Origin of the sequence: Neptuniibacter sp., from assembly GCF_024231755.1 — a bacterium.
Lineage (GTDB): Bacteria > Pseudomonadota > Gammaproteobacteria > Pseudomonadales > Balneatricaceae > Neptuniibacter.
This window is the reverse complement of record NZ_JAAEQH010000112.1, coordinates 34530-59452: the sequence shown is the minus strand read 5'-3', so window position 1 is coordinate 59452 and position 24923 is coordinate 34530. Positions and strand designations below refer to the sequence as shown.

General features: G+C 46.6%; 23 protein-coding genes and 2 pseudogenes. 2 read left to right on the top strand and 23 right to left on the bottom strand.

Features of this window, described 5'->3' with window-relative positions:
• Positions 1 to 48: 48 nt before the first annotated feature.
• From GY843_RS06245 to GY843_RS06230, 4 genes are all read right to left on the bottom strand, one after another.
• Positions 49 to 408: a regulatory protein RecX gene (locus tag GY843_RS06245; RefSeq protein ID WP_297307636.1), complete on the bottom strand. Its 360-nt coding sequence runs from the start codon at positions 406 to 408 to the stop codon at positions 49 to 51.
• Between the two features lie 196 nt (positions 409 to 604).
• On the bottom strand, positions 605 to 1645 hold the full coding sequence (recA, locus tag GY843_RS06240) for a recombinase RecA (protein ID WP_297307634.1): 1041 nt from the start codon (positions 1643 to 1645) through the stop codon (positions 605 to 607).
• Between the two features lie 90 nt (positions 1646 to 1735).
• Positions 1736 to 2212: a CinA family protein gene (locus GY843_RS06235; protein WP_297307633.1), complete on the bottom strand. Its 477-nt coding sequence runs from the start codon at positions 2210 to 2212 to the stop codon at positions 1736 to 1738.
• A 358-nt stretch (positions 2213 to 2570) separates the two neighbouring features.
• On the bottom strand, positions 2571 to 2861 hold the full coding sequence (locus GY843_RS06230; protein ID WP_297307631.1) for a hypothetical protein: 291 nt from the start codon (positions 2859 to 2861) through the stop codon (positions 2571 to 2573).
• Between the two features lie 203 nt (positions 2862 to 3064).
• On the opposite strand from GY843_RS06230, the gene mutS reads away from it, so the two are divergent.
• Positions 3065 to 5650, top strand: a complete 2586-nt coding sequence (mutS, locus tag GY843_RS06225) for a DNA mismatch repair protein MutS (RefSeq protein WP_297307629.1) — start codon at positions 3065 to 3067, stop codon at positions 5648 to 5650.
• 100 nt (positions 5651 to 5750) lie between these two features.
• On the opposite strand, the gene rpoS is transcribed toward mutS, so the two are convergent.
• The 10 genes from rpoS to tilS (GY843_RS21000) all read right to left on the bottom strand — a co-directional run bounded on the left by rpoS (position 5751) and on the right by tilS (GY843_RS21000) (position 15149).
• Positions 5751 to 6752: an RNA polymerase sigma factor RpoS gene (gene rpoS, locus GY843_RS06220; RefSeq protein WP_297307627.1), complete on the bottom strand. Its 1002-nt coding sequence runs from the start codon at positions 6750 to 6752 to the stop codon at positions 5751 to 5753.
• A 68-nt stretch (positions 6753 to 6820) separates the two neighbouring features.
• Positions 6821 to 7675 carry a peptidoglycan DD-metalloendopeptidase family protein gene (locus tag GY843_RS06215; RefSeq protein ID WP_297307625.1) on the bottom strand — a complete coding sequence of 285 codons (855 nt, stop codon included), beginning with the start codon at positions 7673 to 7675 and terminating at the stop codon, positions 6821 to 6823.
• A 4-nt stretch (positions 7676 to 7679) separates the two neighbouring features.
• Entirely contained in the window at positions 7680 to 8621 is a 942-nt protein-coding gene (locus GY843_RS06210) for a DUF368 domain-containing protein (protein ID WP_297307623.1), read from the bottom strand.
• 10 nt (positions 8622 to 8631) lie between these two features.
• A complete protein-coding gene (locus GY843_RS06205) occupies positions 8632 to 9270 on the bottom strand; it encodes a protein-L-isoaspartate(D-aspartate) O-methyltransferase (protein WP_297307686.1) in 639 nt (212 codons plus the stop codon).
• Positions 9271 to 9296: 26 nt separating this feature from the next.
• On the bottom strand, positions 9297 to 10046 hold the full coding sequence (surE, locus tag GY843_RS06200; protein WP_297307620.1) for a 5'/3'-nucleotidase SurE: 750 nt from the start codon (positions 10044 to 10046) through the stop codon (positions 9297 to 9299).
• A 12-nt stretch (positions 10047 to 10058) separates the two neighbouring features.
• Positions 10059 to 11105 (bottom strand): tRNA pseudouridine(13) synthase TruD, encoded by a 1047-nt coding sequence (gene truD / locus GY843_RS06195; RefSeq protein ID WP_297307618.1) that lies wholly within the window; start codon positions 11103 to 11105, stop codon positions 10059 to 10061.
• Complete coding sequence (ftsB, locus tag GY843_RS06190) at positions 11102 to 11392, bottom strand: cell division protein FtsB (protein WP_297307616.1); 291 nt, start codon at positions 11390 to 11392, stop codon at positions 11102 to 11104. The genes truD and ftsB overlap by 4 nt, the downstream gene beginning before the upstream one ends.
• Positions 11393 to 11460: 68 nt before the next feature.
• Positions 11461 to 12756 (bottom strand): phosphopyruvate hydratase, encoded by a 1296-nt coding sequence (gene eno / locus GY843_RS06185; RefSeq protein ID WP_297307614.1) that lies wholly within the window; start codon positions 12754 to 12756, stop codon positions 11461 to 11463.
• Positions 12757 to 12815: 59 nt separating this feature from the next.
• A complete protein-coding gene (locus GY843_RS06180) occupies positions 12816 to 14444 on the bottom strand; it encodes a CTP synthase (protein ID WP_297307612.1) in 1629 nt (542 codons plus the stop codon).
• Between the two features lie 69 nt (positions 14445 to 14513).
• Entirely contained in the window at positions 14514 to 15149 is a 636-nt protein-coding gene (gene tilS / locus GY843_RS21000) for a tRNA lysidine(34) synthetase TilS (protein ID WP_367183809.1), read from the bottom strand.
• On the opposite strand from tilS (GY843_RS21000), the pseudogene GY843_RS20995 reads away from it, so the two are divergent.
• Positions 15150 to 15230: pseudogene (locus GY843_RS20995) on the top strand (hypothetical protein); the annotation flags it as partial.
• Here the strand turns inward: GY843_RS20995 and tilS (GY843_RS20990) are convergent.
• The 9 genes and pseudogenes from tilS (GY843_RS20990) to GY843_RS06135 form a co-directional block, all read right to left on the bottom strand.
• A pseudogene (gene tilS / locus GY843_RS20990) lies at positions 15219 to 15833 on the bottom strand (tRNA lysidine(34) synthetase TilS); the annotation flags it as partial. The pseudogenes GY843_RS20995 and tilS (GY843_RS20990) sit on opposite strands and share 12 nt — an antisense overlap.
• Complete coding sequence (gene accA, locus GY843_RS06170) at positions 15823 to 16782, bottom strand: acetyl-CoA carboxylase carboxyl transferase subunit alpha (protein ID WP_297307608.1); 960 nt, start codon at positions 16780 to 16782, stop codon at positions 15823 to 15825. The pseudogene tilS (GY843_RS20990) and the gene accA, both read right to left, overlap by 11 nt.
• A 114-nt stretch (positions 16783 to 16896) precedes the next feature.
• Positions 16897 to 20388 (bottom strand): DNA polymerase III subunit alpha, encoded by a 3492-nt coding sequence (dnaE, locus tag GY843_RS06165; RefSeq protein ID WP_297307606.1) that lies wholly within the window; start codon positions 20386 to 20388, stop codon positions 16897 to 16899.
• Positions 20389 to 20399: 11 nt separating this feature from the next.
• Positions 20400 to 20999 (bottom strand): ribonuclease HII, encoded by a 600-nt coding sequence (rnhB, locus tag GY843_RS06160; protein ID WP_297307604.1) that lies wholly within the window; start codon positions 20997 to 20999, stop codon positions 20400 to 20402.
• Positions 20999 to 22156, bottom strand: a complete 1158-nt coding sequence (gene lpxB, locus GY843_RS06155) for a lipid-A-disaccharide synthase (RefSeq protein WP_297307602.1) — start codon at positions 22154 to 22156, stop codon at positions 20999 to 21001. The genes rnhB and lpxB overlap by 1 nt, the downstream gene beginning before the upstream one ends.
• Positions 22157 to 22164: 8 nt before the next feature.
• Positions 22165 to 22935, bottom strand: a complete 771-nt coding sequence (lpxA, locus tag GY843_RS06150; protein ID WP_297307600.1) for an acyl-ACP--UDP-N-acetylglucosamine O-acyltransferase — start codon at positions 22933 to 22935, stop codon at positions 22165 to 22167.
• Between the two features lie 3 nt (positions 22936 to 22938).
• Positions 22939 to 23376, bottom strand: coding sequence for a 3-hydroxyacyl-ACP dehydratase FabZ (fabZ, locus tag GY843_RS06145; protein WP_297307598.1), 438 nt, complete (start codon positions 23374 to 23376; stop codon positions 22939 to 22941).
• A gap of 2 nt (positions 23377 to 23378) precedes the next feature.
• Positions 23379 to 24416, bottom strand: a complete 1038-nt coding sequence (lpxD, locus tag GY843_RS06140; protein WP_297307596.1) for a UDP-3-O-(3-hydroxymyristoyl)glucosamine N-acyltransferase — start codon at positions 24414 to 24416, stop codon at positions 23379 to 23381.
• 9 nt (positions 24417 to 24425) lie between these two features.
• Entirely contained in the window at positions 24426 to 24923 is a 498-nt protein-coding gene (locus tag GY843_RS06135) for an OmpH family outer membrane protein (RefSeq protein ID WP_297307594.1), read from the bottom strand.

Genomic DNA, 24923 nt, shown 5'->3' with positions numbered 1-24923 from the left:
AGAAGGGAGTTTTATACAAAACAGCTAAAATCGGAGGCTACCGCCTTCCTAATCCTCATGATCAGAAGCCACAGCGTGCTGAATTTCATCCATTGAAAAACCCCTCTGACTTAAAAAGCGCATCCTTTTAGAACGCTCTTTATAATCTCCTGCTGAAAAGGGCTGCGAATACTTGCGCCGATACTGCTCAACAGCCAACTCATACCAATCTATATCCATATCTTCGAATACAGTCTGCATAAGATCATTTGCGATACCCTTACGCTGCAGATCAAAACGAATACGGATCAAACCATGGCCCTGCCCTATACGCATTCGAATAAAGCTTTCTGTAAAACGCTGATCCGAAAGATAACCCTCCTCCTCAAGCGAACCTAACACCGACTCTATAGATAATCCTTCAGCCATCCTCCCAAGTTTTTGGGTTAATTCTCCCCGAGAGTATTCCCTTCTCGACAATAGCTGAATTGCTTTATTCCAAAGGTCCTTTTCTGTTACCTGTTCGACCATATTTCACCATAAAAAAAGCCTCCAGCTGTTACAGCGGAGGCCTTAGTAATATCTATTTAAGAGCTAATCTCTTGAGACTCTGTATCTGGATCTTCTATATCAGATCCAGATTTTCTGAGGCATCCTCTTCACTCTCTTCGGCTACTGGATTAGAGAGCAAACGTTTGCGAATCTCAGATTCTATCTCATTAGCAACAGCAGGATTTTCTTCAAGGAATCTAGCTGCATTAGCTTTACCCTGACCAATCTTGTCACCATTGTAAGCGTACCAAGCACCCGATTTATCAACCAATCCCTCTTTCACACCCAGATCGATTACTTCTCCCATATGGTAGATACCCTCACCATACATAATCTGGAATTCAGCCTGTCTAAACGGTGGTGAAACCTTGTTTTTAACAACCTTAACGCGGGTTTCGTTACCTACCACTTCATCACCTTGCTTAACCGCACCAGTACGACGGATATCAAGGCGCACAGAGGAGTAGAACTTCAGCGCGTTACCACCTGTCGTGGTTTCAGGGTTACCAAACATTACCCCGATCTTCATACGAATCTGGTTGATAAACACCAGCAAGCAGTTTGAGCTTTTCACATTACCGGTCAGTTTACGTAACGCCTGAGACATCAGACGCGCCTGCAGACCAACATGGGAGTCACCCATATCACCTTCAATCTCTGCTTTCGGTGTCAAGGCAGCAACGGAGTCAACGATGATCACATCAACCGCATTGGAGCGAACCAACATATCGGTGATCTCCAACGCCTGCTCACCCGTATCCGGCTGAGATACCAGAAGCTCATCTACATCTACACCTAGCTTCTCAGCATAGATAGGATCAAGAGCATGCTCCGCATCAACGAAGGCACAGGTTTTACCCTGTTTCTGTGCTTCAGCAACTACCTGCAAAGTCAGCGTGGTTTTACCTGAAGACTCAGGCCCATAGATTTCTACGATACGACCGTAAGGCAAACCACCTATACCCAGAGCTATATCCAGGCCAAGAGAACCAGTGGAAACTGACGGGATCGCTTCACGTGGCTGATCCCCCATGCGCATTACTGCACCTTTACCGAACTGTCTTTCAATCTGGCCTAACGCTGCATCCAGCGCCTTTTTGCGATTCGCGTCCATCTTCAACCCTGTATTAATAGATTCACGTTGCGTTGAAAAATACTGTATGTATGGACAGTATTATTTCACAAGAATCCCGGATTGCAACCCTCAAGATGATAAGTTCTTTAAAATTCCCTGAAGGGCATGACTAACTGCTTGTTTTCTCACGGATTCACGATCACCGGAGAAAATCATTTTTTCCGTACGTGTAGCCTTACCCTCTTCAGCCCAGGCAAACCATACAGTACCCACAGGCTTATCATTACTACCACCACCAGGGCCTGCTATTCCACTGGTTGCAACGCCAATACTAGCCCGACTATTACTGAGCACACCCTCAGCCATTTCAGCAACAACGGCTTGAGAAACAGCACCATTCTGCTCCAAGGTATTATGTGCCACTCCCAGCATCCTCTGCTTTGACTCATTGCTGTATGTAACAAATCCACAATCGAACCACTCAGAACTACCCGCTACTGCTGTCATTTCTTGCGCGATCCAGCCGCCTGTACAAGATTCAGCCACTGCCAGATAGTAGGATCTCTTAGTTAAACCCTCTGCAATCCGGTAGACAATCTCATTCATAGTCAAATCTACTCCCTACCAAAAAGCTTCCATTCCGATAATGGTCACTAAACATATCTCTTTTATTGATAATTTTTTGAGGCGCTAGTGTGTACAAAGCATGCAACAGTTATTCATCGAATCGATGCACCATGAGGACCAGTCTAACATTTTGCGCCATATTTAAAGCAGAGATAAAGTGTATCGATAGATCATCGATATGAGGTGTGACCAGCGCAGAGGTGGGGCAGATGGAGAAGGAAGATTACAGGCTAGCAAATTTCTACTGGAGCTGGATTGTAGGAAACAGCACCGAAAAATCAGATTATCCGGCATCAACTGAGAATATAATCTCGACTCTGTCGATGCCCGGATTTACTCAATATTTTTTAACTATTTTACATCCAAGGGACTTAAGCATTGCCGATATGCTGGACATCTGCTCTGATGGCACATGAACAGTATACTTTTGATATTCGGGCTGTTTCGCATATTCTTCTTCTGCGCGGCTGATTGCATTTGCAACAGATTTAGAATTAACACCATATTGGTCAGCTGCATCTTCACAAGATACCTGACCATACACTACGGCTCGAGCAGCATTAATTACAGCAGAATTAACTCGAGTATTACTAATTCCTTCCTCAAACTGTTCAGGTGTGATACTCACGAAACCTCCAAAAAACTCTTAGCTATGCTTGGAACCGAAGTCCTAATACGCGCTATAGTACCAATTGCACACCCCAAAAGTCATTAAAAATTTAGTGTGCAGACAATCTCCAAATTGACTTATACTAACAGCCTATTCCCCTCCAAAGCTGACATTGAACCGTTCAAGCCAACACTCTGTTTTATATTAACAAGCCAGAAAATATGACATCTAAAAAAAGTAAAGCAACAGCTCAAAAAACAGAGCACACCCCAATGATGCAACAGTATCTACGCATCAAAGCACAACATCCGGATCAGCTGGTGTTTTATCGCATGGGTGACTTTTACGAACTTTTTTTTGATGATGCAAAAAAAGCCGCTGAACTGCTGGATATATCCCTTACCGCACGAGGCAAATCTGCTGGTGAACCGATCCCTATGGCCGGTATCCCCTATCATGCTGCCGAAGCCTATGTAGGAAAGATAGTCCGAGCCGGGGAATCAGTCGTGATCTGCGAACAGATAGGCGACCCTGCCACAAGTAAAGGCCCTGTAGAACGGGCCGTAGCACGCATAATCACACCCGGCACAGTCAGCGATGAAGCTCTACTGGATGAAAACAGAGACAACCTTCTTGTTGCCCTAAATCAGATTGGAGATAACTTTGGCTTTGCCATCGTTGATATAGCATCAGGCCGATTCAGCCTGATGGAAGTTGATAACGAAGACGCGTTAATGAGCGAACTCGAGCGCCTTCGCCCTTCAGAAACACTCTACAATGAAGATTCCTCTTTAGGAAAACTTCTGGAAACCCATAAAGGTCTTCGCCCTCAAGCCCCATGGCATTTTGAAGCTGACACTGCTCACGATCTTCTCTGCCAACAATTCAAAGTAAAAGACCTGGGAGGCTTTGGTTGCGATCATCTGTCTGTAGCAATCACCGCAGCCGGATGTCTACTGCAGTATGCAAAAGACACCCAACGCACAGCATTGCCCCACATCCGCCGCATTCAGATAGAACAGCATAATGACTGCGTAGCTTTAGATGCAGCTACCCGCAAGAACCTCGAGATCGATCAGAACCTTTCTGGTGGTTTTGACAACACCTTGGCGAAAGTTATCGATAAATGCAGAACCCCAATGGGTAGTCGCTTGCTTCGTCGCTGGCTGCACAGGCCTTTGCAAGACAGAACAACACTTCTGGCCCGACAAGCATCCATTCAATGGCTGCAAGAAGGCTACCGCTTTGAAGATATCCAGCAGCAACTGAAACTGATAGGTGATAGCGAACGCATCCTTGCGCGCATAGCACTGCGCTCTGCACGCCCGAGGGACCTTGAACGCCTTAAAACTGCCCTGCAGATTCTGCCAGAGATCCAACAACTACTGAACGAAACCCAAGCACCACTTGTTGCTGAGCTGGCCGAACAGATTTCAGAGTTCCCCAAACTGGCAGAGATTTTAACCAACGCTATCATCGACAACCCTCCTGTCGTCATCCGTGACGGTGGCGTAATTGCTGAAGGTTTTGACTCCGAGCTAGATGAGCTACGTGGTATTAGTGAAAATGCCGGCGCCTACCTTATCGACCTTGAAACCAGAGAGCGGGAACGCACCGGCATAGCCACCCTTAAAGTAGGCTATAACCGAGTTCATGGCTATTTTATCGAGATTGGTAAAGCGCAGAATGCCGAGCTGCCAGCCGAGTACATCCGCCGCCAGACCCTGAAAAATGCCGAGCGCTATATCACCCCAGAGCTGAAAGAGTTTGAAGATAAAGCTTTGTCCGCAAAGAGCCGAGCTTTAGCCAGGGAAAAAGCACTCTACGATGATTTACTGGAAACTTTAGCCTCAGAGCTTCCAGAACTGCAGGATTCCGCTGCGGCAATTGCTGAACTGGATGTGCTAAACAATCTAGCAGAACGAGCAACATCTCTTGATTATGCACCCCCTACATTAACCGATGAGCCACAGATAAAAATTCAGCGAGGCCGCCACCCTGTTGTCGAAACAGTTTTAGACGATCCATTCGTTGCTAACGACCTGGATCTGCACGACGAACGAAAAATGCTGATTATCACCGGTCCAAACATGGGCGGTAAATCTACTTATATGCGCCAAGCAGCCCTGATTACGCTGTTGGCACACATAGGCAGTTATGTACCCGCATCAGCTGCTACCATCGGCATCGTCGATAAAATATTCACCCGCATGGGTTCTTCGGATGATTTAGCCGGCGGTCGCTCTACCTTTATGGTTGAGATGACCGAGACAGCCAACATCATGCATAACGCGACAGAGCGCAGTCTGGTTTTGATGGACGAAGTAGGCCGAGGCACCAGCACTTTTGATGGCTTATCACTGGCCTGGGCCTGCGCTGATAACCTTGCCCGCGAAACCAAGGCTTTTACCCTGTTTGCAACCCATTACTTTGAGCTGACAAGCCTGCCTGACCAGGCCACAAGCGTTTTCAATGTACACCTAACTGCTGTAGAACATAACGACCACATCGTATTTCTGCATGAGGTAAAAGATGGTCCCGCCAGCCAAAGTTATGGCTTGCAAGTAGCGCAACTGGCAGGAGTTCCATTACATGTTATTCAACAAGCCAAAACCAAGCTGATACAGCTGGAACAGGATGTCAGCGTAGGCGCGCAGCTCAGCTCACCTCCGCCACCCGTGCAGAATGATATGTTTGCAGCACCGGAACCTAAAGCGGTGAAGGAACTAAAAAAAGTTTCCCCAGACGACCTGACTCCACGTCAGGCATTAGATCTGGTCTATAAACTAAAAGGGATGATTCACTAGACTGCCGCCTCCGCGGTATTGGTGGGTTCACACCTCACGATGAGATTCATTAAACATAAAAAAACCGCCAAATGGCGGTTTTTTTTATTCGTAAAGACTATTACTGCTGCAGGAGATCCTCTCCGCTCAAACCGTTTTTCTCTACGATATCACGTAGCTTACGCAGTGCCTCAACTTGTATTTGACGAACTCGTTCACGGGTAAGGCCAATCTCTTTACCTACCTCTTCCAGCGTACTCATCTCATAACCACGCAGACCAAAACGGCGCGATAGTACCTCAGCATGTTTCTCCGGCAACATATCGAGCCATTTATCAAGATTCCCGCTGATGTTAGAACTTTGCAGCAAGGTGGCGGGATCGGAAGAAACCGTATCAGGGATAGTATCCAGTAGAGATTTATCTGAATCCTTACCCATCGGGGTATCTACTGAGCTGACTCGCTCATTAAGACCCAGCATTCTTTCCACATTCTCAACCGGCTTATCCACCAGCTCAGCGATCTCCTCAGGAGAAGGCTCATGATCAAGCTTCTGCGCCAGCTCACGCGCAGCACGAAGATAGACATTTAACTCTTTTACAACATGGATAGGCAGACGTATTGTACGGGTCTGATTCATGATCGCCCGCTCGATAGTCTGGCGAATCCACCAAGTTGCATAAGTGGAGAAGCGAAAACCTCGCTCTGGATCAAACTTTTCAACCGCTCTAATCAGACCCAGGTTACCCTCTTCGATCAGATCAAGAAGTGTCAGGCCGCGATTGATATACCTACGAGCGATTTTAACCACCAGTCGCAAGTTACTCTCAATCATACGCTTGCGTGCAGCCTCATCTCCCTTCAATGCAAGACGAGAGAAATACACCTCTTCCTCTGCACTCAACAGAGGAGAGAAACCTATCTCATTTAGATAGAGCTGGGTAGCATCCAGGTTTTTGGCATTAAGTAGGTCCTTATGCGCCATACTTCCTCTGCCCCTGCCACTATTGAGAAATTCAGGTTGCTTCTTTGAAGTCTCTTCAGCTTCATTTTCCTGTTTATCTTCGCTCTCAAGTGCTAAATCCTGAACATCCGTTTCACAGTCGTTTTCAATATTTTCCATTAACCGACCCCTTAAGCTTTCACTGCGCTTCTAGCAATTAATATTTTTATTGTTATGGTTTATAGTAATTATTTTTTTGGCAAAAACTTCAGCGGATTCATGGGCTTGCCGTCCCGTCGAATCTCGAAATGAAGCATAGTACGGTCAGCACCACTGCTCCCCATTTCTGCTATTTTCTGCCCTACTTTAACCATATCACTTTCTTTAACTAAAACACGACTGTTATGTGCATAAGCACTTAAAAATTGCTGATTGTGATCAATTATTACTAAATTACCGTACCCGAGAAGGCCATTCCCAGCATACACAACCTTCCCAGAAGCCGCGGCATATATCGGATCCCCCTTATTGCCACTTATATTAATCCCCTTATTTACAGTCCCTTTGGTTCTATAATGAGCGATCACTTTTCCTGACGCAGGCCAACGCCAATCAATCGGACCTGTAGCTGTTACTTGAGGATTTTGAGGGGGCGAAGAACGCTTTGGTTCAACTTTTTTTGATACAACAGCTTTTTTAACCTGCTGTTTACTTGCTGAAGTTACTACTGCCGAGGGTTGTTTCTTGATAGGTGGCTTAGCTTGCACCTGATCTGAAGGGCGAACCTTCGTGCCCCCGGCAGAAGCGTCTCGAACTATGGATTCACCGGTCGGTACAACGTCTAGGTTGCGTAACTTCAGGCGCTGCCCTGGATAGATGCTGTAGCTCTTGTCTATACCGTTGATTTTCGCCAGAGAACGGTAATCAAGCCCATAACGAAACGCTATGGAATAGAGTGTATCACCCTTGCGAACTACATATTGATTGGGACTGGGTCGGGAATCTGTACCAAGGGAACGATCACTAACCGGCGCATAGGTTTTTCCACCACATGCAGCCAGCAGTATACAAAGTGCAATCGTTACTCCCTGCTTCAGATACACCTGACTATACCTCAGACCTCCGGCCAAATCGCTCCAACAGGTAAACCACACCCGCACCCAGAATCATCAAGCCAACAGCATATGCCAGAAATGCAGGCTGACCGGTTAAAGATTCAAACGAGAGAGGGGAGATATTTTCCTGCACCAAAGGAATCTGCTCACCGTGGCGATCAATTGTATAAGCCGTTGTATATTTCCAAGGCCAAACCTTGTTCAAAGAACCCAGCATAAACCCACCTAATAGTGCCAGCGTGGTGGTTTTAAAAGAGCTGAACATCCAACTTAGCACACGTGAGAAACTTAATAGACCTATCACACAGCCGCAGGCAAAAATACTTAGAGTAAAAACCTCGAAGTTCTTAATTGCCATAAGTACGGGGGTATACATTCCGAGCAGCAATAAAATAAAACTCCCAGATATTCCCGGAAGAATCATCGCACATATAGCCACCATACCCGATAGGAAAACAAACAGCGGCGTCACCTCAATTGTCGTAGGTGATATGGACGTCACCAAATATGCGACTACAGTACCCGCTACAAATGCGGTAAAGACATTACTTTCCCAACGCTCTATATGTCGGCATACAGACCACACCGACGCTAAAATAAGACCAAAGAAAAAGGACCAGAGCAGTTCAGGGTAATTATCCAACCAGAACAGAACAGCACGAGAGATAGTCGCAAGACTGAAAATAATGCCGGCTAACAGGGTCAGCAAGAATGAACCATTAACATGCTTCCATGCAGCCGCAGGCCCCTGCTTGAACAGCATCATCAGTGCATCTGGACCAAACTGCTTTAACGAAAAGATGAGCTCTTCGTAGATTCCAGTGATAAAAGCAATGGTACCACCAGATACACCAGGCACAGCATCCGCCGCCCCCATCATCATCCCTTTTCCTGACAGAGCCAAGTACTCTTGTAAGGAGCGTTGTTTCTGCATTACATCTCCGTTATCGAACCGTACCACTCAAGAGAGGAACAAATTTAACGCATTCTAGAACCTGAGTTGTATATTCAGTTTCTGACTCTCTTACTACCAGTTTTAGCTCCTGATTTTCACTGCCACCCACAGGAATAATCAAACGCCCACCAACAGCAAGCTGCTGCTTCAGCTCTTCCGGTACCTCTTCCGGCGCACAAGCCGCGAGAATACCATCAAAAGGTGCTTTTGCGGGCCAGCCCATACCTCCATCAGTATGCTTGAGATGAGTATTATTCAGACCTAATAGTTTCAGGCGGTTACGCGCTTTTTCCTGCAAAGGTCGAATCCGTTCAACACTATACAACTCACCCACCAAAGGCGCCAAAATAGAAGTCTGATAGCCAGACCCCGTTCCCACTTCTAGAACTCTCTTAAGAGGACCGGCCTCCAATAGCGTTTCAGTCATGCGAGCCACGATAAACGGCTGGGAAATAGTCTGGTTATAACCAATAGGCAAAGCAGTATCCTCATAGGCACGATGGGATAACGCTTCATCTATAAAAATGTGTCGAGGAGTTTGGCGCATAACATCTAGCACCGTCTCACTTTTTATTCCTTGCTCACGTAACCGGTTGATCAAACGATCCCTGGTTCTCTGCGAAGTCATCCCTATTCCGCGTAATTGCTGATCGTTCAAGAACTAATCTCCAGCCACTCCCCAATATTATCCATGCCGGAATATTGCGTCATATCAGTATGTAAGGGGGTAATAGAAACATATTGCTCATCAAGAGCAAAGAAGTCGGTACCCGGCTCTTTATCGGCAGCCGGACCCGCACCTGCAATCCAATAACGAACCTGTCCTCTGGGGTCTTCCGCTTCAACTGGTTTATCTGCAGCAGAACGGTGCCCTAATCGGGTTATATGAATACCTTTAATATCTTCCGAAGGACAATCCGGGACATTTACATTTAGCACAGTCCTCGGAGCTAAATTAAGCTGCTGTATATTCGCCACCAAATCCTTAGCAACCTGAGCTGCAACATCATAATGCTGCGGATGAAAACTTGAGGATGAGATAGCAATAGCAGGATAGCGCAGATGCCTACCTTCCATAGCTGCAGCAACTGTACCGGAATAAATAACATCATCCCCAAGATTGGGACCTGCATTGATTCCCGAAACAACCAGATCTGGCTCAAAGCCAAAGATACCGGAACTCCCTAGATGCACACAGTCTGTAGGAGTTCCATTAACGCCAATAAAGCCACTCTCATGCATAAACGCTTCAAGCGGTCTATCCAAAGTCAATGAGTTACTGGCACCGCTACGATTACGATCGGGGGCAATCACCAGCACCTCTGCTACTTCCGACAACGCCTTCGCTAATGCAGCAAGACCCGGTGCATGAACACCGTCATCGTTGGAGATTAATATTTTCATTTATAGTTATCTCTACTCTGCCATGGCTTTTGCCACAGTTGTCACACAAAGCTCTCTAAGTACACTGGTAGCAAAAGTTCCAGAGGCCAGCTCAAACTCGATCCAACACTCTGTATCGCTAATGGGATTAAGATTTATTTGGGCTGGCATTAAGCGTAAAGCTCTGCGCTCCTGCTTTAAACTAAGTTGCTCCAATAGCCCTGTCAATTCTAACCAAGCACCAGCAACATCACGCTCCCAGGATTCAGCATCAGCAGCGGGAAGCATCTCACCGCGCCCCCACATTGGACCGGTCAAATGAACCTGACCGGATATCAAACGCTGACACAATTCAGGAGTTATCTCTTCCTCAACAAAGCAACTCTGGCTACCCGCAATCATCAATGCATCGCCACTCAACAGAGTATCCCACATCCCCTGCTCAATGCGTGTAGATAAAAGATGATTAAACAGCCAAGAACGAACCGCCGATATATAAATACCTTTTTTATTCCGTTGCCGCTCCTGAATCTCCCCTTTCAGCAGAGCTATACCCTTTGTCAGATTACCGTAATCATGACCAAAACGTTGTTCTCCGAAATAATTTGGCACCCCGCTTTCAGCAACTAACGCCACCCGCTCTTGAAGCGATGCCATATTAGTCACCTCTCTGAGGCGAAGGCGAAACTGATTACCCTGCAAAGTACCTAAACGAAGCTTTCTTGGATGCCTAACAGACTTAAGCACCTGAATGGAGTCACCACCAAACAGCTTCCAGTTAAGATTACGCTTGATCGGAAACTTCGCGCAAAACCACTGCTCAGTAACGGCATGACGGTCTTTCTTTCCTGCATAGCTCACATCACGTGGACTGATTTGAGCAAAATTAGCCAGTTGACGCGCTACCCAATCCGTATTTTCACCACGCTTACGGATATAGAGAAAAACATGTTCACCCTCTCCCTCGGGCTCAAAACCTAATTGCTCAACAACCTGAAAATCTTCTGGCTCACTGCGGATAACCGCAGAACATTCAGGTTCGCCATGCAGATACTTAAAATCAACGGGCAGATTAGTCATTTTTTCTCTTGTACCGGCTCAACTAACTGGAAGAAGGTCTCATCCTCTTTCACCATCCCCAGCTCACTACGGGCACGCTCTTCGAGCGCCGCATGTCCCTTTTTCAGATCCTGGACTTCAGCTTCCAGCTCGCTGTTGCGCTGACTCAACTCTTCATTGATATCCTGCTGCAGCTCTATTCTGGCATCTAAACTCCAGATATCACGCAGATTCGGCTCTCCAAACCACAGACGATACTGTAGGGCGAGAAACAACAGAATAAGAAGAAAAATCAGCCAACGAAACATAAACAGAATCAGTAAAAAAAGGGGGCTTATTGCCCCCTTTTTATATCAGACTATTAAAAGTCCGGCTATTAGCCCTGACCTTTAATTTCTTTCAAACCATTGTAGATAGCACCTTCACCCAGCTCTTCTTCGATACGCAGAAGACGGTTGTACTTAGCTACACGGTCAGAGCGACATAGGGAACCAGTTTTGATCTGGCCTGCAGCTGTACCTACTGCCAAATCAGCAATAGTTGTATCTTCTGTTTCACCAGAACGGTGAGAGATTACAGCTGTGAAGCCCGCATCTTTCGCCATCTTAATCGCATCCAGAGTCTCGGATAGGGAACCGATCTGGTTGAACTTGATCAGGATAGAGTTACCGATACTCTGCTCGATACCACGAGACAGGATCTTAGTGTTAGTTACGAACAGGTCATCTCCAACCAGCTGTACTTTTTCACCGATCTTCTTAGTCAGGTATGCCCAACCATCCCAATCAGACTCATCCAGACCGTCTTCAATCGAAACGATTGGGTAGTTTTCTGTCAGTGCAGCCAGGTAATCACCGAAACCTTCAGCATCGAATACTTTACCTTCGCCAGACAGATCGTATTTGCCATCTTTGTAGAATTCAGACGCTGCACAGTCCAGAGCCAGAGTTACATCTTTACCCAACTCGTAGCCAGCTTTTTCGATCGCTTCTTTGATAACAACCAGCGCTTCTTCGTTAGATGCCAGGTTTGGCGCGAAACCACCTTCATCACCCACTGCTGTGTTCAGGCCTTTCGCTTTCAGAACTGCTTTCAATGCGTGGAAGATCTCAGCACCACAACGCAGACCTTCTGAGAACTTATCGAAGTTAACTGGCTGAACCATGAACTCCTGGATATCTACGTTGTTATCTGCGTGCTCGCCACCGTTCAGGATGTTCATCATTGGCAGCGGCAGAGAGAACTGACCCGCAGTACCGTTGATCTCTGCGATGTGCGCATACAGAGGAATGCCTTTCTCAGTCGCTGCGGCTTTTGCTGCCGCCAGAGATACAGCCAAAATTGCGTTAGCACCCAGCTTCTCTTTGTTTTCAGTACCGTCCAGCTCCAGCATCTTGTTATCAAGTGCACGCTGGTCAGTTACATCCATACCTGTCAGTGCTTCACGAATCTCACCGTTTACTGCAGCAACTGCATTCAGAACACCTTTACCCAGGTAACGCGCTTTGTCACCGTCACGAAGTTCCAGCGCTTCGCGGGAACCAGTTGATGCACCAGATGGCGCACAAGCAGTGCCAATAACACCAGACGCAAGAATTACGTCTGCTTCAACAGTTGGGTTACCGCGAGAATCAAGCACTTCGCGTGCTTTGATATCAGAGATCTGTGCCATGGGTTAAAACTCCAGATTTTGTTCGTTCAGGAGGCTTCAGCCTCCATTCCTAAATTTGATTACTGTTTAGCCTGTTGATCCAGCGCTGCTTGAATAAAGCCTTTAAACAGGCCATGGCCATCACGCGGGGTAGAGGTAAATTCCGGGTGGAACTGACACGCAACAAACCAAGGGTGATCAGCTACTTCAACCACCTCAACCAGCTCACCGTCTACTGATCGGCCAGAGATACGTAAACCAGCTTCTTCCAGCTTGCTCACGTAGTTATTATTTACTTCGTAACGATGACGATGGCGTTCTGTAATTTCTGTATTTCCATACGCCTGAGCAGCCGTCGAACCTTCCGTCAGATGACATACCTGTGCACCCAGACGCATAGTACCGCCCAAATCATCTGTCTCACCACGAGTTTCAACACCACCTTCACCGGTAGTCCACTCGGTTATCAGACCGATTACAGGATGTTCCGCTTCTTTATTGAATTCAGAAGATGTTGCACCTTCAAGGCCGGCAACATTACGTGCAAATTCAATAACCGCAACCTGCATACCCAGGCAGATACCCAGATATGGAATTTTGTTTTCACGCGCGTAGCGTACAGAATTAATTTTGCCTTCTACGCCACGTTCACCGAAACCACCTGGTACCAGGATAGCGCTCATACCGTCAAGAATTTCGACACCTTCACGCTCTACACGCTCTGAATCGATACACTCGATACGTACTTTTTTCTTCAGCGCGATGCCTGCATGAGAGATCGCTTCGATAAGTGATTTATACGCATCTAACAGCTCCATGTATTTACCAACCATGGCAATGCGTACTTCACCTTCAGGGTTCAAGTGAGCATCAGCAACACGATCCCACTCACCTAAATCTGCGTCGTTACATTCCAGATGGAAACGTTCAACAACAATGTCATCAAGTCCCTGCTCCGAAAGCATACGAGGAATATTGTAGATAGTATCTGCGTCAGGCAGAGAAACTACCGCGCGTTCTTCAACGTTAGTAAACAGAGAAAGCTTACGACGGGAAGAATCCGGCAGAGGGAAATCAGAACGACAAACCAGAATATCTGGCTGAATACCGATAGAGCGCAGTTCTTTAACAGAGTGCTGCGAAGGCTTGGTTTTAATCTCACCTGCTGTCGCGATGTAAGGAACCAGCGTCAGATGCATAAACATTGCACGTGCAGATCCCAACTCAGCTTTCAACTGACGAACGGCTTCCATAAACGGCAGGGATTCGATATCACCTACAGTACCGCCAATCTCTACCAGTGCAACATCAGCATCACCCGCACCTTCAATCACACGGCGTTTAATTTCATCGGTGATATGCGGAATTACCTGAACTGTTCCACCAAGATAATCGCCACGGCGCTCTTTGCGCAACACGTGCTGATAGATACGACCAGCAGTAAAGTTGTTACGCTTGCTCATGGTAGTACGAATGAATCGTTCGTAGTGACCAAGGTCTAGGTCGGTTTCGGCACCATCCTCTGTGACAAAAACTTCGCCGTGTTGAATCGGACTCATAGTGCCTGGATCCACATTGATATATGGGTCCAGTTTCAACATTGTGACTTTAAGCCCTCTGGCTTCAAGAATTGCAGCCAAAGAAGCGGATGCGATGCCTTTGCCCAATGAGGACACAACACCGCCTGTGACGAAGATATAACGCGTCATGCAGAACCTGTTTGATCGTATTAAAAGCGAGGAATTTTTAAGATCGAGATGGGGCTACAGGATAGCAAATCAGGAGAGATCAGACAACGAAAAGGGACACCATAAGACAGAAAACTCACCCTTTTCTGCATAACTTTCTTCACACACACAGATTCCAGGAATGGCAACAATTTTTTCTGTTCGAAAAACAAGCGGCCAATGCTCTTTAAACCAAGGCGGTATAACAGCCTCTTGCAGCAGTTTTTTCACTGATTTTGCGGTTCCCCGCCCTACTGGATAACAATTTTCCCCTCCCTGTCTACGCCTGACATTCAACACCTCCCCTGCAGGAAGGCCAGAAATGGTGAGCACACCATCTCCCAAATCGTATTGGCCATCCGCTTGTATAGAGAGGTTATCTTTAACCTCCACAACTTTGGGCAATAGGTATAGTTTGTTCTGGAAACGTCCCAGCAGCGCATTCTTTAATTTATACACTGGATTTGCATCAGGCTTCGCTCCAATAACGCTAGCAACTATCTCAGCAACCTGCTTTTCATTGAGCCGAGGCCCCGCAACTCTGCTCACCCAATAACGTAACAGCGCTTTACGACGCACAGGCTCCAGCTGCTGCCACAGCTCAATATCCAACTGTTCAGGTTCAGGACTGCACTTCTTAAGATCTAGATCCAAATAAATCTGCAGTAGGGCATCAGCCTCTGCCACATGATCAGCATTGCTCTGCCAACGCTCCAGCAGACTTGGCCAACGCGCCTTCAATTGCGGAAAAATTTTCTGGCGCAGGTAGTTACGGTCATAATCCAATTGTTGATTACTTGGATCTTGGATAAAACGCAGATTTAAAGCCTCTACCGCAGCGGATAATAGATCTCGGCTACAACCTAATAGCGGGCGCAATAATTGCCCTGTCCCTAAGCTTCTACTGACAGGCATGCCAGACATACCTGAAAGTCCGGCTCCGCGTAACAACCGATAAAGAATAGTTTCGACCTGATCATCTGCATGATGACCAAACAACACACAATCACCTGCCTGAATCAACCGCTCAATTGCGGTATAACGCGCATCTCTTGCCGCCTGTTCAGATCGGCCTTCGGGATGGACATCCAATACTATTGAAGACAACCCTAAAGCTTGCGCTTCAGCAGTTGAAAACTCAGCCCAATCATCTGCTTGCGGTTGTAGATGGTGATTAACATGAACAACCAAAAGGTTTTCAGCAGGAATTTGCCGGGCAGAAACATGCAGAAGTAACTGGGAATCCAGACCACCACTATGTGCGATCAGCCAACGATTTACGTTGTGAGAGGAGGTAAAATTTGCGAGCGCTTTCGAAAAGTTGCGCTCGCAAATTTGTAGAACTGTTTCGGTATTGAGCTTATTGCTCACCACCAAAACCGTATGACATCAGACGCTGGTAACGACGTTCCAGCAGCTCATCTACAGGAAGAGCAGACAGCTTATCCAAAGTTTCTGCAAGATGACGCTTCAAGTTAGCAGCCATCAGAGCAGGATCACGGTGTGCACCACCTAATGGCTCACTGACTACCTGATCAACCAAACCTAACTCATGCAAACGGTCGGATGTAATCCCCATCGCTTTAGCTGCATCAGAAGCACGCTCTGCACTTTTCCACAGGATAGAGGCACAACCTTCCGGGGAGATTACAGAGTAAGTAGAGTAGTTGAGCATCATCAGCTCATCACAGACACCAATCGCCAATGCGCCACCAGAACCACCTTCACCGATAACGGTTGAGATAACCGGAGTTTTCAGCTGTGACATCTTAGCGAGGTTAAACGCAATCGCCTCAGACTGACCACGCTCCTCTGCATCAATACCAGGGTAAGCACCCGGTGTATCAATAAAGGTAAGAATTGGCATTTTAAAACGTTCTGCCATCTCCATCAGGCGCAACGCTTTACGGTAACCTTCAGGACGCGGCATACCAAAGTTACGCTTCTGTCGCTCCTGCACACCGCGGCCTTTCTGATGACCAATAATCATCACTGGCTGCTCATCCAAGCGTGCAATACCACCAACGATTGCCTGATCATCAGAAAAATGTCGATCCCCATGAATTTCATCGAACTCTTCAAAAATGTAATCGATGTAATCCAGTGTATATGGGCGCTGCGGGTGACGTGCCAACTGGGAGATCTGCCATGCAGACAGATCAGTAAAGATAGTTTTAGTCAGGCTACGGCTTTTGTCTTCCAGACGCGTAATCTCTTCGGAGATATTCAGCTCAGCTGAATCCCCTACAAGACGTAGCTCTTCAATTTTTGCCTGCAGCTCTGCAATAGGCTGTTCAAAATCCAGGTAGTTCGGATTCATTATGACTCTTCTATATTTGAAGTGAAAAAATTGTGCAAAGTTTACCTTTTTGCTGCTTTAAGGACCAGACCCGTTTAATCGGTGAACAGAATTCAGCTACTTATTGCTAACCTATTAATAGGTCAGCGCTACTGAGTCATGGCCAAACCTATCCATCAGGGCAATCAGCAAATCATCACTGGCCTGCACCTGCCAATGATCCCCTAAAACCAGGGTCGCAGCAGCATCGGCACGCTGATAGCGAAGTTTAAGCGGGAGAGAGCCATTACCTTTATGAGCGTTAAGCAGCTCTTCTAGCTCTTTTAATCTACGTCCAGCCAACTGTTTTTCATCACAAAGCACTTGCACGCCTGAAGCATACTGCGCTCTTGCCTGAGGGATACTGAGCACCTTATTAACACGAACCTTCATCCCTCCAGAGAAATGATCTTCAGCCACTTCCCCTTCAACCACAAGGACCGCATCCTTACTGACTATCTCACGCACTTCATCATAGGTATCACCAAACAGCGTAACATCAATACGTGCACTTCGATCATCGAGAGTAACAAAACACAGATTATCGCCCTTCTTAGTCTTCTTCAGACGGAGATCTACAACGAGACCAGCCATTTTCTGTGTCTGCCCTCGAGCTGGCTGCAGCTCAACGATGCGCTTACTGATAAAGTGCTTAAGTTCGGACTCGTATTCATCAATCGGATGCCCCGTCAGATACAAACCTAATGTATCTTTCTCCCCGACTAAACGCTCTTTATCCGTCCAAGGGCGTACATTCTTATAATCTTCATAAGAACAGGCATCAGATTCAGCTTCAACCTCACCAAAGAGGTCAAACATACCTGCATCCTGGTTTTTAGCAGCCTGATCAGCTGCCTTTAATGCATCCGGGATTGCTTCCCAAAGAATTGCACGTTCAGCACCGAGGCAATCCACAGCACCGGAACGTACCAATGCTTCCAAAACTCGTTTATTTAGTTTTTTTGCTCCGACACGCTCACAGAAATCGAACAGGTCGTTAAAAGGACCACCTTCAGCACGGGCTTCGACTATCGCCTCTATTGGACCTTCACCCACCCCTTTAATGGCCCCAAGACCATAAACAATGACACCTTCATCGTTAACCGTGAACATATATTCGCCGGTGTTCACATTCGGCAAGGCAGGTGGAATACCCATATTGCGGCACTCTTCAATGAAGATCACTACCTTATCGGTATTCTGCATATCTGAAGACATTACTGCCGCCATAAACGGCGCCGGGTAATGGGCTTTCAACCATGCAGTCTGATATGAGACCAGTGCATAAGCGGCAGAGTGAGATTTGTTAAAACCATATCCAGCAAACTTTTCCACTAGGTCAAAGATATTACCGGCCAGATCACGATTGATGCCATTCTCTTCCGAACCATCCAGGAAAGAGGCACGCTGCTTCGCCATCTCCTCAGGTTTTTTCTTACCCATAGCTCGACGCAACATATCCGCGCCACCCAGGGTATAACCCGCCATCACCTGGGCAATCTGCATTACCTGTTCCTGATAGAGGATAATGCCGTAGGTAGGCTCCAACACTGGCTGCAGGGAGTCCAACTGGTAATCAGGGTGTGGCCATGCCATCTCAGCACGACCATGCTTACGGTTGATAAAGTCATCCACCATGCCTGATTGCAGTGGTCCTGGTCGGAATAGCGCTACCAGCGCGACAATATCCTCAAAACGTGATGGCAGAAGGCGACGGACCAGATCTTTCATACCACTGGATTCCAGCTGGAATACCGCAGTTGTCTCTGCAGCCTGCAGAAGATCAAATGTTCTCCTGTCTTCCAGATCGATCAGAGCAATGTCGAGAGGCTCTTCTCCATTTTTATCTCGAATTCGGTTAACCGTTTGTAGCGCCCAATCGATGATCGTCAGGGTACGTAACCCCAGGAAGTCGAATTTAACCAGACCTGCATCTTCCACATCACCCTTATCAAACTGGGTTACCAGGCCATTACCTTCCTCATCACAATAAGTGGCTGCAAAATCAGTCAGTTTGGTTGGCGCAATTACCACCCCACCGGCATGTTTACCTACACCTCGGGTCACACCTTCAAGCTTATAGGCCATCTCCATGATTTCTTGAGCCTCTTCACTGGACTCAATGAACTCACCTAGCATAGGCTCCTGGTCCAAGGCTTTCTTAAGAGTAATGCCAGGCTCGAAAGGAATAAGCTTCGATAGTCGGTCTGCAAGACCAAACGGCTTGCCTTGTACACGCGCCACATCTCGCACTACCGCTTTCGCAGCCATAGTACCGAAGGTTACGATCTGAGATACCGCATCACGACCATAAGTACGGGCCACATAATCGATTACTTTATCGCGGTTATCCATACAGAAATCGATATCGAAGTCAGGCATGGATACACGTTCAGGGTTAAGGAATCGCTCGAAAAGCAGATCATATTCAAGTGGGTCTAGGTCTGTAATTTTCTGCGCGTAAGCCACGAGTGAGCCAGCACCAGAACCACGTCCAGGCCCTACAGGAACACCGTTCTCTTTACCCCACTTGATAAAGTCCATTACGATCAGGAAGTAACCCGGGAAACCCATCTGAATAATGATATCCAGCTCAAATTCCAGACGATCAATATATTCCTGTCTCTTAGACTGATACTCGGGATCATCTTTATCAAGCAGGATTGCCAGACGCTCTTCCAAACCGTCATAGGTAACTTTACGGAAGAAATCATCCATCAGCATCCCTTCAGGGATCGGGTACTTCGGAAGGTAGTATGTACCTATCTCAATCTCGATATTGCAGCGTTTAGCTATCTCAACACTGTTATAGATCGCAGAAGGGATATCACTGAACAGTTCAACCATCTCTTCCTGCGAACGGAAGTACTGTTGGTCACTGTAATCTTTAGGGCGAGTAGGATCTTCAAGCGTACGGCTCTGGTTAATGCAAACACGTACTTCATGAGCCTCGAAATCCGAAGGCTTAACAAACATCACATCATTGGTCGCCACCAAGGGACAACCATATTGTTTTGCCAGCTCAACAGAGTCATGTACAACCTGTTCATCACCCACTCGGCCTGTGCGCTGCACTTCAAGATAGAAGCTATCTGGAAATACTTTCATCCAGCGCTGCAGGATATCACCGGCATCACCTTTATCCGCCAGAATAGCTCTGCCAACCTCACCCTTTTTTGCACCGGACAGCGCAATCAATCCGGCTGATTTGGCCTCAACCCATTCAGGCTTTACCAGCGCCATATCTGGAATAATATTCTGACCTTCGCCATAAGCCTGCGAGATCAGCTCCATTAGGTTCAAGTAACCTTCGGCATTACGAACCAGTAGTGTTAACCGATGCGGTTCAGCAGTTGGATCATCACTATTTTCAACCCATAGATCTGAACCACTGATAGGCTTGATCCCGGAACCTGTCGCTGCCTTAAAAAACTTCACCAAACCAAAGAAGTTCGTCTGATCGGTCATACCAACAGCAGGCATTCCTGCCTCTTTCGCCGCAGCCACCAACTCTTTTACACGTACCAGACCATCAACCAGAGAAAACTCAGTATGGACTCGAAGGTGGATAAACTTGGGATCAGTCATAAACAGGGTAATTACTCGGTTTCTATCAATTCACGAACGGGTTTAAAGCTGCGACGATGCTGAGGCAGCGGCCCATGTTCGGCCAGAGCCTCAAAGTGAGCAGCAGTAGGGTAACCTTTATGCTTAGCGAAGCCATACTGCGGAAATTTTTTGTCCAGAAGAGCCATCTCGTTATCCCTGTCTACCTTAGCAAGAATAGAAGCAGCGCTTATCTCTGGGATTTTACTATCACCTTTTACCACGGCCTCACTAGGACAAGTCAGATCAGGACAACGATTACCATCCACATAGACAAATTCTGCTGAGACAGGCAAACCTTCGACAGCTCTTTTCATCGCCAGCATAGAAGCATGAAGAATATTAATCTCGTCAATCTCTTGCGGTGAGGCTGATGCTACACACCAAGCCAGCGCTTTCTCTTTGATCTCGACATAGAGCTGTTCGCGCCTTTTCACGCTCAGTTTCTTAGAATCCGCCAAACCTTGTATAGGCTTAGCTGGATCAAGAATCACTGCAGCAGCAACCACATTTCCAATCAACGGGCCGCGGCCTACTTCGTCTACACCTGCAACTAACAGCCCAGCGCTAAAATCAAAGCCTAAGCTCTGCATCAGATTACACCTTTATCGCGCAGCAGCTCGACCACTGCATCCGCTGCCTTTTCATCCGCATCCTGATGCAGGCTCGCATGAATGCCAGCAAACTCTTTGGCAAGCATCGTTTTGTACTCTTCGTCTTCTATAGCTTTCAGAACAGCAGGACCAAGAACGTCAGGGTTAACTTGATCCTGTAATATTTCAGGCACCAGCTCTTTATCAGCCAAAAGGTTAGGTAACGAGATAAATCTAGATGTCACCATTCGCGAATAAATAGCATAGGTTAACGATGCCATTTTATAAGCCACAACCATTGGTTTTCTTAGAATAGTCGCTTCTAATGTAGCTGTTCCGGATGCTATCAAGATAGCATCAGCAATTGCCATGACTTCACGCGAATGCCCTATTACTAATTGGATATTCAGGTCCGAATAGTTCTCTGCAATTAAGCTATGTAACTGGTCATGCCTTGTAGCATTCGCAGCAGGTACAACAAAACGTACATTTTCTATGCGTTCGGATAACCATCGAGCAGTTTCCAGAAAAGGTTCTGCCAGATATTTAAGCTCACTACCCCGACTTCCCGGCAGAATAGCGATAACCTTTTCACCTTCTTTGACAGCAAAACGGGATCGCGCTTTAGCAGCATCTACCATTTTGGGTATTGAATCTGCTAACGGGTGCCCTACGAAAGCTATTCGTTGTTGAGTAGGTGCATAATGTTTTTCTTCGAAAGGAAATAGGCTTAAAACAAGATCAGTACTTTTTTTAATCTTGTAGATACGTTTCTTTTTCCAAGCCCATACTGAAGGACTGACATAATGAACTGTTGGTATCCCTGCTTGCTTTAATTTCGCTTCCATACCCAACGTAAAATCAGGTGCATCCACACCTATAAAAAGATCAGGAGGATTCTCGATGAAATACTCGACCAGCTTTTTACGCGCTTTCAGTAATTCAGGTAATCGACCTAAAACTTCTACCAACCCCATTACCGAAAGCCGATCCATTGGATAGTGAGATTTACAGCCTTGCGCAATCATTAGATCGCCGCCGATACCCTCTACAGAGAGATCAGGGAAACGTTTTTTTAGGGATTTAATAAGTCCGCTACCGAGAATATCACCCGATGCTTCGCCCGCCACTATGCCTATGCGCAATGGATTTGGCATAGGCACACCTAGCGGATAATGCCGCGAGAAGAACTCTCAATGGATTGGATAAGTGGCAATATTTCCGGACAATCTGCGACCATTTCCTGCAACTGCGCTAATGCCTGTACAGTAGTTAATTTACTGCGGTAAACAATTTTGTACGCTTTACGGATATTGGCAATAGCGTCTTTACTAAAGCCTCGACGCTTGAGGCCTTCAGTATTAATGCCATGGGGAGCTGCGGTATTGCCGTTTGCCATGACATAAGCAGGAATATCTTTTAAGACTACTGAGCACGTGCCGCACATAACATGCGGACCGATTTTGCAGAATTGATGAACCGCTGTAAAGCCACCTAGAATAGCCCAATCACCTACGTGTACATGGCCTGCAACTGCCGTATTGTTAGCCATAATCACGTTGTCACCAACAATGCAATCATGAGCCACATGTACGTTAGCCATGAAAAGATTATCGGATCCGATGATGGTGGTGCCTGCATCCTGAACGGTACCGCGATGGATAGTTACGCCTTCACGAATGACGTTGTTATCACCGATAACTAGCGTGGTAGGTTCACCCGCATATTTTTTGTCCTGGCAATCTTCGCCCACTGATGCAAACTGAAAAATACGGTTGTTTTCACCAATCGTAGTCGGTCCATTGATGACAACATGGGGACCAATCACGGTTCCCGACCGGATTTCTACATCTGGCCCTATAATTGACCAAGGGCCAACCTGCACATCATCTGCAAGCCTAGCCGTTGGGTCTATAATGGCACGGGAATCTATCAATGCTTAAACCTTTCTATCGGCACAAAGAATTGTTGCTGAACTTACGGTATCACCTTCAACAGATGCATGCACGTCAAACTTCCAGATACCACGACGCTCTGAGATCACCTTAGCTTCCAGCTTCAATTGATCTCCCGGAACTACAGGTCGCTTAAAACGCAGTTTGTCTGAGCCTACGAAGTAGTAGATTGAACCGTCCTGAGGCTTTTTATCCATGGTTTTAAAACCTAGGATACCAGCAGCCTGCGCCATCGCCTCAACAATGAGTACACCAGGCATCACAGGATGATCAGGAAAATGGCCATTGAAGAATGGTTCATTTACGGTAACGTTTTTGTACGCAACAATGGACTCTCCCTTGTTAAGCTCAATCACCCTATCCACTAGCAGAAACGGATAGCGATGAGGGAGGTATTCCCGAATTTCATTAACGTCCATCATTTTTAAGAACCCTTACTTTTCAAAACTTTTTCTTCTAGAGACTTTAAGCGGCGGGATAAGTCATCTAACTGCCGGAAACGTACAACACTTTTTTTCCACTCTTTCGTAGGCAACATCCCAGTGCCTGATGAATAAGCCCCTGGCTCTTTGATCGATTTAGTAACCAAGGACATAGCAGTAATATGTGTTCCAGCAGCAATTTCTAAGTGACCGGTAATGCCACATGCTCCGGCGATTGTGCAATTTGCGCCAATTTTAGTGCTTCCGGCAACTGCGGTACAGCCCGCAATGGCAGAATGTTCACCAATTTGTACGTTATGGGCGATTTGGATCTGATTATCTAATATCACACCATTGCCAATTTCGGTGTTATCGAGCGCTCCTCGGTCAATTGTGGTACAGGCGCCAATTTCAACATTATCACCTATTCTCACACCACCGAGCTGCGCAATTTTCACCCACTTACCAGATTCATTGGCAAAACCGAAGCCATCAGCACCCAGTACCGCGCCACTATGAACCAAGCATTCTTTGCCGATATGCACATCAGGATAAAGCGTAACATTTGCCTGTAGAAGACTATTTTCCCCAACGATACAGCCAGCGCCAATTACAGTATTTGGCCCTACAACTACATTGTCAGCAATTCTCACATCTTCGGAAATAATAACGCCAGCAGCGACAGTAGCAGAGCCACTGATCTGTGCAGACGGATGCACCTCTGCTGAAGGGGAAATACCTGCAGACAGTAATACGTCACGAGCAAACAGTTGGCTCAACCGAGCATAAGCAAGATAAGGATTTGCTGTAATTAAAGCATTACCAGAGAAATAAGAGAGGTCCTGCTCGGAAAGAATAACAGCGCCTGCCTGCGTAGTCGGTAGGTACTTCTGATATTTTGGATTGGCAATAAAGGTCAACTGCTCCGAAGATGCAGACTGCAAGGTCCCAATTGAAGAAACCCTATAGTTTGCATCTCCCTGAATATCTGCAGCAATTATCTCTGCCAACTCGATCAGGCTATATTCTTGTCTCGACATCAATCGGGCTTACTGCTTATTTAGCAGTTCAACAACTTTTGGTGTGATATCCAGCTCTTTTTTTGCAAACAGAGTAGCCTGCTTGGCAACAACTACGTCATAGCCTTCTTTCTCAATTAGACCACGAATAACTTTATCCAGTATCGGGCGCATCTCTTGAATAAATGATTGCTCACGCTGCATTCTTTTCTGTTGCAGAGCCTGTCCAGAGCGCTGATATTCAGCAAACACTTTCTGGAACTGCACTTTCAGCTTCTTCAGCTCATCCGCAGATACCAGATCTTTATTCTTGGATACTTTATCGCGAGCAACTTTGACCTGCTTTTCCAGATCAAGCACCTTCTGCTCTTCTTTAGAAAACTCAGTCTTCAGCTTCTTACGAAAATCGCTTGCAGCTGAAGATGCTAGCAAAGCTTCCTGAACACCCAGAACCGCAATCTTTTCAGCATGAGCAGAAAGACTCAAACCAAATGCCAGAACAAAACCCAATACAACTTTAAAATTCAT